Raw genomic sequence first — 11747 nt, 5'->3', positions numbered from 1 at the left:
CTCGCGTGGTGTAGACCTTGATCCGTAATTCGGACGACATGAACGACGTATGGACAGGGCGGCTACAGCGTGCATCGGCGGGGCAGAAAAGGAATGATCGCGGTGATGTCCGCACTGGGCATGACGGCGGTTCTGGGTGGCTGCGGCCTCACCGGGGGTTCCGACGACGTCACGCTGAGACTCGTCGCCGCGGACTACGGCGACAGCGCGGCGAACAGCTCCGAGAAGTACTGGGCGAAACTGGCCGACGCCTACGAGGCCGGCCATCCCGGCGTACAGGTCGAGGTCAGCGTGTACTCCTGGAGCGACGTCGACCGCGAGGTCAAGGAGATGGTCGACGCCGGGAAGGCGCCCGACATGGCGCAGATCGGGGCGTACGCCGACTACGCGGCCGACGATCTGCTCTACACCGCGGACGATCTGCTCTCCATACCCGTCCAGGCCGGCTTCTCCTCCGCCTTCGCGGGGGCCGGACAGGTCAACGGGGTGCAGTACGGCATGCCGTTCGCCGCCTCCACGCGGCTGCTCTTCTACAACGAGGAGCTCTTCGAGGAGGCCGGCCTCACCCCGCCGACCACCTGGGAGGAGCTGGCCGAGGCCGCCGAGGCGCTGAAGGCGGACGGCGTGAAGTACCCGTACGCGCTGCCGCTCGGCTCGGAGGAGGCGCAGGCCGAGACCATGCTGTGGATGCTCAGCGGGGGCGGCGGCTACACCGACCCGGTCGGCGGTTACACCATCGACTCCGCGGAGAACGTCGCGACCTTCACCTGGCTGCGCGACGAACTGGTCGGCGAGAAGCTCACCGGCCCGGTCGCCCCCGGCGAGCTGGACCGCGCCGCCGCCTTCGCGGCCTTCGCCGAGGGCGAGGTCGGCATGCTGAACGGCCATCCGTCCCTGATGAAGATGGCCGACAAGCGGGGTGTGAAGTACGGCATGGTGCCGCTGCCCGGCGTGGAGGGCGCGTCCAAGGCGACCATGGGCGTCGCCGACTGGATGCTCGCCTTCAAGCGGAACGGCCACAAGGAGCAGGTCGGTGACTTCCTCGACTTCGTCTACAGCGAGCGGAACGTCGTCGACTTCTCCCGCCGGTACGACCTGCTGCCGGTGACCAACCCGGCCTCCGACGCGATGGGCGGGGCGGCGCAGGACCGGGACCTGAAGCCCTTCCTCGACGAACTGGCCCGCGCCGAGAGCTACCCCGTGGGCAAGACGTCCTGGGCCTCGATCAGCGCCGAGGTCAAGAAGGGGATCGGCTCCGCCGTGACCCCGGGCGGCAGCCCGGCGGCGTTCCTGGGCCGACTGCAGTCGTCGGCGACGACGGCGGAGAGCTCGGCGGCGGCGGCGGGGTAGCGCCGCTGTCGGTGGGGGCGGCTACCGTGCGGGTCATGGACCAGGAGCAGCTCGCGCGTCGGGAACAGGACATCCTCGCCCTGGAGCGCCGGGGCTTCCCGGGCCCCGGCGCCAAGGAGCGCGCGATCCGCGAGGAGCTCGGCCTGGCCCCCGTCCGCTACTACCAGCTGCTCAACGCCCTGCTCGACGACCCCCGCGCGCCGGCGCACGACCCGGTGACGGTCAACAGGCTGCGGCGGATACGCGACCGCCGCCGGGCGGAGCGCTGAGGCCTCTCGTCCGGGTCGGTAGGGTCGCCGTATGGGCAGCCACGAGACCGAGACCGGCAAGACTCTCCCGACGCCCGTCACCCCCGCGGGGCGGGCCGGGCTCGACGCGATCCTCGCGCGGCCCGGCAAGGCGGTGATCGCGCTCGACTTCGACGGGACCCTCGCCCCGATCGTGCCCGACCCCGAGCAGGCCCGCGCCCACCCGGGCGCCGTGCCCGCGCTCGCCGCCCTCGCCCCGAAGGTGGCGGCGGTGGCGGTGATCACCGGCCGCCCGGCCGACGTCGCCGTCCGCCACGGCGGCTTCGCGGGCGTCGCCGGTCTCGAGCACCTCGTCGTCCTCGGCCACTACGGCGCCGAGCGCTGGGACGCGGTGAGCGGCGAGGTCCGCGCCCACGCCCCGCACCCCGGTGTCGCCGCCGTCCGTGACGAACTGCCCGCACTGCTCGACCGCTCCGCCGCCGGGCCGGGCACCTGGACCGAGGACAAGGGCCGCGCGATCGCCGTCCACACGCGCCGCGCCGACGACCCGCAGGCCGCGTTCGAGGCACTGCGCGCTCCGCTGACGGACCTCGCCGCCCGGCACGGCCTGATCGTCGAGCCCGGCCGCATGGTCCTGGAACTGCGCCCGCCCGGCATGGACAAGGGCGCGGCCCTGCTCGACCACGTCCGTGCACTGGGCGCCGGATCCGTCCTCTACGCCGGGGACGACCTCGGCGACCTCCCCGCGTACGCGGCGGTCGACGCGCTGCGCTCCGAGGGCACCCCGGGGCTGCTGGTGTGCAGCGGCAGCGACGAGGTGACCGAGCTGCGGGAGCGCGCCGACCTGGTGGTCGCGGGCCCGGAGGGCGTGGTGGAACTCCTCGCGGGACTCGCGGCCCATCTGGAGACGTGACCGTGCCGGCCGCTCAGGCTCCCGGCCCGTCCCGCAGGGCCTGGAGCTGGTCGAGGAACCACTGGGACGGGGGGAGCGCCGTGGCGGTCGCCGCGAGCCGTTTGGCCCGCTCGGTGCGCTCGGCCGGGCCCATCGTCAGCGCCTCGTGGAGCGCGCGGGCCGTGCCGGTGACGTCGTACGGGTTCACCTCGATCGCGTCCTCGCCCAGCTCCTCGAAGGCCCCCGCCTCCCGGGACAGGACCAGCGCGCACCCCTCGTCGGAGACGACCGGCACCTCCTTGGCGACCAGGTTCATGCCGTCGCGGATCGGGTTCACCAGCGCCACGTCCGCGAGCCGGTAGGCGGCCAGCGAACGGGCGAAGTCGTCCTTCACGTGCAGCAAGACCGGCGTCCAGCCCGGCGTCCCGTACCGCTCGTTGATCTCGTCGGCCACCCGCCGCACCTCGGCCGTGTAGTCGCGGTAGACGGCGAGGTCCTGCCGCGAGGGGTAGGCGAAGGCGACATGGACCACCCGTTCGCGCCACTCGGGGCGGTCGTCCAGGAGCTGCCGGTAGGCCAGCAGGCCGCGCACGATGTTCTTGGACAGCTCGGTCCGGTCGACACGGACGATCGTCCTGCGGCCCTCGCCGATCTCCGTGCGCAGCGCGCTCATCCGCTCCTCGACGTCGGCCCGGTGCGCGCGCTCGCGCAGGAAGTCGGCGTCGGCCCCGAGCCCGTGCACGCCGACCCGGGTGCCCCCGAGCCCGCCGGCGGACGCCTCGCAGCACGCCGTGAAGGCGTCCGCCCACCGCCGGGTGAGGAAGCCGAGCCGGTCCGCGCCCAGCATGCCGCGCAGGACCTGCCCGGCGATGTCGTCGGGCAGCATCCGGAAGTACTCGGGCGGTGCCCACGGCGTGTGCGAGAAGTGGCTGATCCGCACGTCCGGCCGCAGCTCGCGCAGCATCCCCGGCACCAGCGTCAGGTGGTAGTCCTGCACCAGCACCGCGGCGCCTTCGGCGGCCTCCTCGGCGAGCGCCTCGGCGAACGACCTGTTGTACGCCTCGTACGAGGCCCACTGCCGCCGGAACTCCGCGTCGAAGACCGGCTCCAGCGGCGTCTGGTACAGCATGTGGTGCACGAACCACAGCACGGAGTTGGCGATGCCGTTGTAGGCGTCGGCGTGCACCGCGGCCGCGATGTCCAGCATCCGCACGCCGGACTCCCCTACGCCGCGCCGCACCGCCTCGCGGTCGCCGTCGCCGAGGGCGGAGCACACCCACAGCGCGCCAGCGTCCGGGCCGATCGCCGAGAGGCCGGAGACGAGGCCGCCGCCGCCGCGTCTGGCGTGCAGCGAGCCGTCGTCACGCACCTCGTACGAGACCGGGCCCCGGTTGGAGGCGACCAGTACTTGCGCGGGACCGTACGTCGAAGCCATACGCGTCAACCTAGCCCTCTCCTGATCCGCTCAAACGTACGGTTCGAGCCCGAAACGTGACCGTATACAGCTGTATCCCGCGGTCAGGCCACTTTCCGGGCGGCGTACTCCGCGATCTCCACCATCGGCGGGCGCTCCTCCGTGTCCACGGAGTACGTCCGCGGCTCGAACCCGTCCTCGACCCTTTCGAACTGGGTGAGGGAGGGCCGGACCAGGTGGCCGCGGGCCAGCCGCAGCTGGGCCGTGCGGTAGATCGCCGCCGCCATCCGGCCCAGCGCCTGCCCGTCCTGGTGCCGGTGCTTGCGCACCCCGACGTCCACCTGGGCGAGGGCGTCGAGCCCGACCAGATGGAGGGAGTCCACCAGCATCCCCAGCTCCACGCCGTACCCCACCGGGAACGGCAGCTGCTCCAGCAGCGAGCGCCGGGCCGCGTACTCGCCGCCGAGCGGCTGGACGAAGCCGGCCAGCTGCGGCCAGTGCAGGTTCAGCAGCGGGCGGGCCATCAGCTCCGTCACCCGGCCGCCCTGCCCGGCCTCGCCGCCCAGGGGACGGTCGTACATCCCCTTCACGAGGGCGATGTCCGGGTCGGTGAGCAGCGGGCCGACGATGCCCGTGACGAAGTCCGAGGAGAACTCCCTCAGGTCCGCGTCGATGAAGCAGACGATGTCCCCGCGGGTGACGAGCAGCGAGCGCCACAGCACCTCGCCCTTGCCGGGGACGGGCGGGACGCGCGCGAGTATCGCGTCGCGGTGCGCCACCCGGGCGCCCGCCGCGGCGGCCACCTCGGAGGTGCGGTCGGTCGAGCCGGAGTCGACCACGACGATCTCGTCGACCAGCGGGACCCGCTCCATGAGGTCGTGCCGGATCGCGGCGACGATGTCGCCGACGGTCTCCTCCTCGTTCAGCGCGGGCAGCACGACGCTGACCGACTGGCCCGTGCCGCGTTTCGCGGCCAGGATCTGGTGGAGCGGACGGTCGGCCAGCGACCAGGAGCGGGTGCTCAGCCAGCGCTCGACTTCCTCCAGCACAGTCCGGTGCTCCTTCGCGTTCTGTCGGCGAGCGGACGCGTTCCGTGATCCATCTCGCGGTTCGGACGACTATCTCAACTGTCCTGGCCTTCGGTTACAGTCTTGGACAACGCTGGTGACCATCGCATGTCGGGGGTCGCCGGCCCGCACCACAACCACATACAGCTCATCCAGAGGGGCAGAGGGAAACGGCCCGTTGAAGCCCCGGCAACCCTCCAGTCGGCACTCGTAGATCGCTTTCGATCGCTCCGCGAGGCTCCCGGCTAGGGAAGGTGCCAAATCCGTCTCACGGCGAGATGCGTCGTGAGGAAGATGAGGAGAAAGGGCCTCGCCTGACATGGCTGTGCAGACTGTCGAGAGCAGCACCGGCAATCCCATCGTCGATCTCGGTCCCGCCACGGCGCTCTCCTGCCGCGAATGCGGCCACCGTGTCCCCCTCGGCCCCCTCTTCGCGTGCGAGGAGTGTTTCGGCCCGCTGGAGATCGCATACGACTTCTCCGGGTACGACGCCGAGGAACTCCGCAAGCGCATCGAGGCGGGCCCGGCGAACATCTGGCGTTACGCGCCGCTGCTGCCCGTCCCCGCCGACGTGGCCGGCAAGCCGAACCTGAACCCCGGCTGGACCCCGCTGGTCCGGGCCGACCGCCTCGCCGCCGAACTCGGCGTCGAGCCCGGCAGGCTGTTCGTCAAGGACGACTCCGGCAACCCCACCCACTCCTTCAAGGACCGGGTGGTCGCCCAGGCGCTGGAGGCCGCGCGGGCCTTCGGCTTCACCACCCTCTCGTGCTCCTCCACCGGCAACCTCGCGGGCGCCGTCGGCGCCGCCGCCGCTCGTGCGGGCCTGCGTTCCTGCGTGTTCATCCCGCACGACCTGGAGCAGGGCAAGGTCGTCATGGCCGCGGTCTACGGCGGCGAACTCGTCGGCATCGAGGGCAACTACGACGACGTGAACCGCTTCTGCTCCGAGCTGATCGGCGACCCGGCCGGCGAGGGCTGGGGCTTCGTCAACGTCAACCTGCGGCCGTACTACGCGGAGGGGTCCAAGACCCTGGCGTACGAGATCTGCGAGCAGCTCGGCTGGCGGCTGCCCGACCAGATCGTGGTGCCGATCGCCTCGGGCTCCCAGCTCACGAAGATCGACAAGGGACTGCGGGAGCTGATCGGGCTCGGGCTGGTCGAGGACCGGCCGTACAAGATCTTCGGGGCGCAGGCCGAGGGCTGCTCGCCGGTGTCGACCGCGTTCAAGTCGGGGCACGACGTCGTCCGGCCGCAGAAGCCGGACACCATCGCCAAGTCGCTGGCCATCGGCAACCCGGCCGACGGGCCGTACGTGCTGGACATCACACGGCGCACCTGCGGTGTCGTCGAGGACGTGACGGACGAGCAGATCGTGGACGCGATTCTGCTGCTCGCGCGGACCGAGGGGATCTTCGCGGAGACGGCGGGCGGCGTGACCGTCGGCGTCACGCGCAAGCTGGTCGAACTCGGCCTGCTGGACCCGTCGCTGACGACCGTCGTGCTGAACACCGGTGACGGTCTGAAGACGTTGGACGCGGTGGCGGGTACGGGTCTGACGGCCACCATCCGGCCCAGCCTGGAGTCGTTCCACGAGGCCGGTCTCGTCTGAACCGTCGTGCCGGGGGCCGACCCCGCGGCCCTGGCTCCGTCATTCCACCGGAGGTTTCCACGTGAGCGTCACCGTCCGCATCCCGACCATCCTGCGCACCTACACCGGCGGCCGGGCCGAGGTCTCCGCCGAGGGGGCGAACCTCGGTGAGGTCATCGCCGATCTGGAGAAGAACCACACGGGAATCGCCGCCCGGGTCCTGGACGACCAGGGCAAGCTGCGGCGGTTCGTCAACGTCTACGTCGACGACGACGACGTCCGCTTCGAGAAGGGCCTGGAGACGGCCACTCCGGAGGGCGCCGGGGTGTCCATCATCCCGGCGGTCGCCGGCGGCTGAACCGCCCGCCGGACCGAGCGCGCCTTACCCTGAGTAACACCAATTACTCGGTGTTCACGCAATTGCCCCCTCCGTGAGAGAAGCGGAGGGGGCAATTCAATGTGGTTGAGCGCGGTAGAGTTGGGGAACGCGTCGCGGCACCGCATGCCGGACGCATATGAGTTCCGGCTCCGATGCGATGAGAAGTAGCCAAAGTGTGTGGCTCTTTTGCGTCTTTCACTCCTTTTATGGAGCCCGACTTGCCCTGAATCCGGCTGAATTCTCCATAAATAACCGACCGTCGGCGCCCAGATTTCTCGTCCGATTGACCTGTTGCAGACGGCAGTTGGACAGATACATTCAGCCGCGGTCGACGCGTTCCGGCGCACGCCCCTCACAGCGAATGGTGGGCGAGGTCTGACCCGGATCCGCGAAGTGTGGATCTGTGCAAGGGCCAGTAATAGGGGAGTTAGGCATGGCTCAGGGCACCGTCAAATGGTTCAACGCGGAGAAGGGGTACGGCTTCATCGCGGTCGACGGTGGTGCGGACGTCTTCGTCCACTACAGTGCGATCCAGATGGACGGCTACCGGACCCTCGAAGAGGGCCAGCGGGTCGAGTTCGAGATCTCGCAGGGCCAGAAGGGCCCGCAGGCCGACATGGTTCGCCTCAGCGCTTAGCGCGCGACCACCGTATGTGACGTTTCTGTTCGAAGGGCCCGCGCCTCCCCTGGGGGTGCGGGCCCTTCGGCGTGCGCGGCCGAGGGCGGTCGTGACCGAGGGCGGTCGTGGCCTCGGGGCGGGTGCGCGGGCGGCGCGGACCCCGCCCGGATCCGGGGAGGCGCTTGCACTCGGCAGGGGCGAGTGCTAATCATTGGCGTTAGCACTCTGAAGGTGAGAGTGACAAAAAAGGACCGGGTCGGTGAGGCCGCAAGCCGGGTGGGGCAAGGAACCACACGGCAGGCGAGCCGTCCGTCGCGGGCACCAGCGCGGTCCGGAGCAATCCACCCCAGTCCGGGAGGACCACTTCACATGGCCAAGATCATCGCGTTCGACGAGGAGGCACGGCGCGGCCTCGAGCGCGGCATGAACCAGCTCGCGGACGCCGTGAAGGTGACGCTCGGCCCCAAGGGCCGCAACGTCGTCCTCGAGAAGAAGTGGGGCGCCCCCACGATCACCAACGATGGTGTCTCCATCGCCAAGGAGATCGAGCTCGAGGACCCGTACGAGAAGATCGGCGCCGAGCTGGTCAAGGAAGTCGCCAAGAAGACGGACGACGTCGCCGGCGACGGTACGACCACCGCCACCGTTCTCGCCCAGGCGCTGGTCCGCGAGGGCCTGCGCAACGTGGCCGCGGGCGCCAACCCGATGGCCCTGAAGCGCGGTATCGAGAAGGCCGTCGAGGCCGTCTCCGGCGCGCTGCTCGACCAGGCCAAGGAGGTCGAGACCAAGGAGCAGATCGCCTCCACGGCCTCCATCTCCGCCGCCGACACCCAGATCGGCGAGCTCATCGCCGAGGCGATGGACAAGGTCGGCAAGGAAGGCGTCATCACCGTCGAGGAGTCCCAGACCTTCGGTCTGGAGCTGGAGCTCACCGAGGGTATGCGCTTCGACAAGGGCTACATCTCGGCGTACTTCGCCACCGACATGGAGCGCATGGAGGCGGGGCTCGAGGACCCGTACATCCTCATCGCGAACTCCAAGATCTCCAACGTCAAGGACCTGCTCCCGCTCCTGGAGAAGGTCATGCAGTCGGGCAAGCCGCTGCTGATCATCGCCGAGGACGTCGAGGGCGAGGCCCTGTCGACCCTGGTCGTCAACAAGATCCGTGGCACCTTCAAGTCCGTCGCCGTCAAGGCCCCGGGCTTCGGTGACCGCCGCAAGGCCATGCTCGGCGACATCGCCATCCTCACGGGCGGCGAGGTCATCTCCGAGGAGGTCGGCCTCAAGCTGGAGAACGCGACCCTGGACCTCCTGGGCCGCGCCCGCAAGGTCGTCATCACCAAGGACGAGACCACCATCGTCGACGGCGCCGGCTCCGCCGACCAGGTCGCGGGCCGCGTCAACCAGATCCGCGCCGAGATCGAGAACAGCGACTCGGACTACGACCGCGAGAAGCTCCAGGAGCGTCTGGCGAAGCTGGCCGGCGGCGTGGCCGTCATCAAGGCCGGTGCCGCCACCGAGGTCGAGCTCAAGGAGCGCAAGCACCGCATCGAGGACGCCGTTCGCAACGCGAAGGCGGCCGTCGAGGAGGGCATCGTCGCCGGTGGTGGCGTGGCCCTGCTCCAGGCCTCCACGGTCTTCGAGAAGCTGGACCTCGAAGGTGACGAGGCGACCGGCGCCAACGCCGTGAAGCTCGCCCTGGAGGCCCCGCTCAAGCAGATCGCCGTCAACGGCGGCCTCGAGGGCGGTGTCATCGTCGAGAAGGTGCGCAACCTGCCCGTCGGCCACGGCCTGAACGCCGCGACCGGTGAGTACGTCGACATGATCGCCGAGGGCATCATCGACCCGGCGAAGGTGACCCGCTCTGCCCTGCAGAACGCCGCCTCCATCGCCGCGCTGTTCCTCACCACCGAGGCCGTCATCGCCGACAAGCCGGAGAAGGCCGCGGCCCCGGCCGGCGGCGGCATGCCGGGCGGTGACATGGACTTCTGATCCCTTCGAGGATCGGATCCGTCCGCAAGGACCGAGGGCGGCACCCCCTGGAGACAGGGGGTGCCGCCCTCGGGCGTTCTCGGGGCGCGGGGGCCCGGTGCGAGGCGACGGCGGGCCGAACCCGGCCCGCGCCCTTCCGCGCGCAGACCCGCCCGTAAGTGACGTGGATCACAGGAAGTCGTGCGGGGTGGGTCGGAATGGTGGGCGGGGGAGGGTCGTTGTCGACGGAGTGCGCTTCCATGCGTGCGCATAAGTCACATACGCATAAGTCGCATACGCATCGATCTTCCGTGAAGCGCCCGCGTGCGCCCCACCGCCGACCGGCAATCCCGAGGAGCCCCACGTGACCGTCACCGCCTCCGCCGACACCTCCCGAGCAGCCCAGGTTCTCGCCCGGCCCTTCACGGTGGGCGGCCTGACCGTCCCCAACCGGATCGTGATGGCGCCGATGACCCGCAAGTTCTCGCCGGGCGGCATCCCCGGCGCGGACGTGGCCTCGTACTACTCCCGGCGCGCCGGAGCGGGCGTGGGTCTGATCGTCACCGAGGGCACCTACGTCGGCCACGAATCGGCCGGCGAGAGCGACTCCGTGCCGCGCTTCCACGGCGCGGAGCAGCTGGCGGGCTGGGCGAAGGTCGCCGAGGAGGTGCACGCGGCGGGCGGGAAGATCGTGCCGCAGCTGTGGCACATCGGCATGGTGCGCCGTCAGGGGAAGCCGCCCTACCCAGAGGCGCCGGCGGTCGGCCCGTCCGGGGTGCGCCCGGACGGCGGCGAGGGCACCGGCCGGGTGATGACCCAGCGGGACCTGGACGACGTCGTCCAGGCGTTCGCCGAGGCGGCCGCGGCGGCCGAGCGGATCGGCTTCGACGGTGTCGAGCTGCACGGGGCCCACGGCTACCTCCTCGACCAGTTCCTGTGGGCCGGCACCAATCGGCGCACGGACGCCTACGGGGGTGACCCGGTGGCCCGCGCGAGGTTCGCGGCGGAGGTCGTGGCCGCCGTGCGTGCCGCCGTCCCGCCGGACTTCCCGATCCTCTTCCGCTACTCGCAGTGGAAGCAGGAGGCCTACGACGCGCGGCTCGCCGAGACTCCCCAGGAGCTGGAGGCGATCCTCGCCCCGCTGGTGGCGGCCGGTGTCGACGGGTTCCACGCCTCGACCCGCCGCCACTGGCTGCCGGAGTTCGAGGGCTCGGACCTCAATCTCGCGGGCTGGACCAAGAAGCTCACCGGCAAGGCCGCCGTCACGGTCGGGGCGGTCGGCCTGGACGGGGAGTTCCTGAGGGCGTTCGCGGGCGAGGGCGCCGGGGTGGGGAACATCGACAACCTGCTGGACCGGCTGGAGCGTGACGAGTTCGACCTGGTGGCCGTGGGGCGCGCGCTGCTCCAGGACCCGCGGTGGGCCGAGAAGGTGCTGGCGGGGCGGTTCGACGAGCTGACGGCGTGGGACGCGGCGGCGCTCGGCTCGCTGAGCTGAGACCCCGTGTGAGGGGCGGTGCCCGGGGTGATCGGATGCCGCCCCTCCGAGGCGGTGGCGCCGAGGCCGCCGCCGCGGTCAGTGAACGCGTGAGCCCGGTCGCTCAGAGGTTCCCCATCGGTTCGATGTCGACCCGCACCGGAGTACCCCAGACCCGGAGCACCTCGTAGTCGGTGAACTCGTGCACGAGCCGGTACGCCGTCGCCGGCCGCGAACCGCGCCGCTGGGCCGCCAGATAGAGCTCGGCCTCCCGGCGGTCCCGGCGCGGGGTGCCGCACAACTGCCACTCCTGCCCGTTCCACAGCTCCGGCAGCCAGCGCTGCTGGGGCTGCGGACGGTCGCCGCGCACGCCGTACCGCGACGGCGCGGACGCGGTGGGCGCGCCGGGCGCGGCGGGCCCGTTGAACTCGGCCCGCCGGGCGGCCCGGCGCCGGGTCTCGCACAGCAGACACCGGTCGGGCGCACTCTCGTCGACCGGCCCTGTCGGATGCTCCGCGCAGCGGGTGCTGGGCGCGGCGGCGGTGACGCTCTCCTCCAGCAGTTCCAGAGCGCGTCGCAGATCGGCCTTGACCTCGTGCAACCGCGCGTCCGGCGTGTCCGCGCCGAGCGCCTCGCCATGCTCCCCGAGCAATCGCAGAGCGCGCCCCAGGGCGGTGAGCTGAGCGTGATTCATGATCGCCTGTGGTCCCTTCCGGAAAGACGCGGACCTGCGATGGTACGAGGC

11 protein-coding genes and 1 riboswitch are annotated in these 11747 nt (G+C 71.0%); of the genes, 8 read left to right on the top strand and 3 right to left on the bottom strand.

Annotation, left to right across the window (positions count from 1 at the left end; translation table 11 throughout):
* Positions 1-105 precede the first annotated feature (105 nt).
* The 3 genes from ACWCPM_RS22350 to otsB are packed head-to-tail and all read left to right on the top strand — an operon-like array spanning position 106 to position 2511.
* A complete protein-coding gene (locus ACWCPM_RS22350) occupies positions 106-1350 on the top strand; it encodes an extracellular solute-binding protein (protein WP_450977989.1) in 1245 nt (414 codons plus the stop codon).
* Positions 1351-1385: 35 nt separating this feature from the next.
* Positions 1386-1619 (top strand): DUF3263 domain-containing protein, encoded by a 234-nt coding sequence (locus tag ACWCPM_RS22345; protein ID WP_450977988.1) that lies wholly within the window; start codon positions 1386-1388, stop codon positions 1617-1619.
* A gap of 31 nt (positions 1620-1650) precedes the next feature.
* The gene (gene otsB / locus ACWCPM_RS22340; RefSeq protein WP_450977987.1) at positions 1651-2511 is read left to right on the top strand and encodes a trehalose-phosphatase; all 861 of its coding nucleotides are present in this window, start codon (positions 1651-1653) and stop codon (positions 2509-2511) included.
* Positions 2512-2524: 13 nt separating this feature from the next.
* On the opposite strand, the gene ACWCPM_RS22335 is transcribed toward otsB, so the two are convergent.
* Together ACWCPM_RS22335 and ACWCPM_RS22330 are read right to left on the bottom strand one after the other, a co-directional pair.
* On the bottom strand, positions 2525-3925 hold the full coding sequence (locus tag ACWCPM_RS22335) for an alpha,alpha-trehalose-phosphate synthase (UDP-forming) (protein WP_450977986.1): 1401 nt from the start codon (positions 3923-3925) through the stop codon (positions 2525-2527).
* An 83-nt stretch (positions 3926-4008) separates the two neighbouring features.
* Entirely contained in the window at positions 4009-4953 is a 945-nt protein-coding gene (locus tag ACWCPM_RS22330; RefSeq protein WP_450977985.1) for a glucosyl-3-phosphoglycerate synthase, read from the bottom strand.
* A gap of 163 nt (positions 4954-5116) precedes the next feature.
* Positions 5117-5272, top strand: a riboswitch (SAM riboswitch).
* A gap of 18 nt (positions 5273-5290) precedes the next feature.
* Between ACWCPM_RS22330 and thrC the strand changes: the two genes are divergently transcribed.
* The 5 genes from thrC (at position 5291) to ACWCPM_RS22305 (ending at position 11023) form a co-directional block, all read left to right on the top strand.
* Positions 5291-6580, top strand: a complete 1290-nt coding sequence (gene thrC / locus ACWCPM_RS22325; protein WP_450977984.1) for a threonine synthase — start codon at positions 5291-5293, stop codon at positions 6578-6580.
* A gap of 61 nt (positions 6581-6641) precedes the next feature.
* Entirely contained in the window at positions 6642-6917 is a 276-nt protein-coding gene (locus ACWCPM_RS22320) for a MoaD/ThiS family protein (protein WP_450977983.1), read from the top strand.
* Positions 6918-7371: 454 nt separating this feature from the next.
* Positions 7372-7575, top strand: coding sequence for a cold-shock protein (locus tag ACWCPM_RS22315; RefSeq protein ID WP_004929928.1), 204 nt, complete (start codon positions 7372-7374; stop codon positions 7573-7575).
* Between the two features lie 351 nt (positions 7576-7926).
* Entirely contained in the window at positions 7927-9549 is a 1623-nt protein-coding gene (gene groL / locus ACWCPM_RS22310; protein WP_450977982.1) for a chaperonin GroEL, read from the top strand.
* A 343-nt stretch (positions 9550-9892) separates the two neighbouring features.
* Positions 9893-11023, top strand: a complete 1131-nt coding sequence (locus ACWCPM_RS22305) for an NADH:flavin oxidoreductase (protein ID WP_450977981.1) — start codon at positions 9893-9895, stop codon at positions 11021-11023.
* Positions 11024-11126: 103 nt separating this feature from the next.
* On the opposite strand, the gene ACWCPM_RS22300 is transcribed toward ACWCPM_RS22305, so the two are convergent.
* Positions 11127-11696, bottom strand: a complete 570-nt coding sequence (locus ACWCPM_RS22300) for a hypothetical protein (protein WP_450977980.1) — start codon at positions 11694-11696, stop codon at positions 11127-11129.
* Positions 11697-11747: the final 51 nt, after the last annotated feature.

The organism is Streptomyces sp. NPDC002309, from assembly GCF_053593375.1.
This window is presented reverse-complemented; position numbering and strand designations above follow the sequence as displayed.

Bases quoted from the DNA above. Each gene is read 5' to 3' on its own strand.
- otsB (WP_450977987.1), top strand. From the start codon at position 1,651: ATGGGCAGCCACGAGACCGAGACCGGCAAGACTCTCCCGACGCCCGTC.
- ACWCPM_RS22345 (WP_450977988.1), top strand. From the start codon at position 1,386: ATGGACCAGGAGCAGCTCGCGCGTCGGGAACAGGACATCCTCGCCCTG.
- ACWCPM_RS22335 (WP_450977986.1), bottom strand. From the start codon at position 3,925: ATGGCTTCGACGTACGGTCCCGCGCAAGTACTGGTCGCCTCCAACCGG.
- groL (WP_450977982.1), top strand. From the start codon at position 7,927: ATGGCCAAGATCATCGCGTTCGACGAGGAGGCACGGCGCGGCCTCGAG.
- thrC (WP_450977984.1), top strand. From the start codon at position 5,291: ATGGCTGTGCAGACTGTCGAGAGCAGCACCGGCAATCCCATCGTCGAT.
- ACWCPM_RS22350 (WP_450977989.1), top strand. From the start codon at position 106: ATGTCCGCACTGGGCATGACGGCGGTTCTGGGTGGCTGCGGCCTCACC.
- ACWCPM_RS22300 (WP_450977980.1), bottom strand. From the start codon at position 11,696: ATGAATCACGCTCAGCTCACCGCCCTGGGGCGCGCTCTGCGATTGCTC.
- ACWCPM_RS22315 (WP_004929928.1), top strand. From the start codon at position 7,372: ATGGCTCAGGGCACCGTCAAATGGTTCAACGCGGAGAAGGGGTACGGC.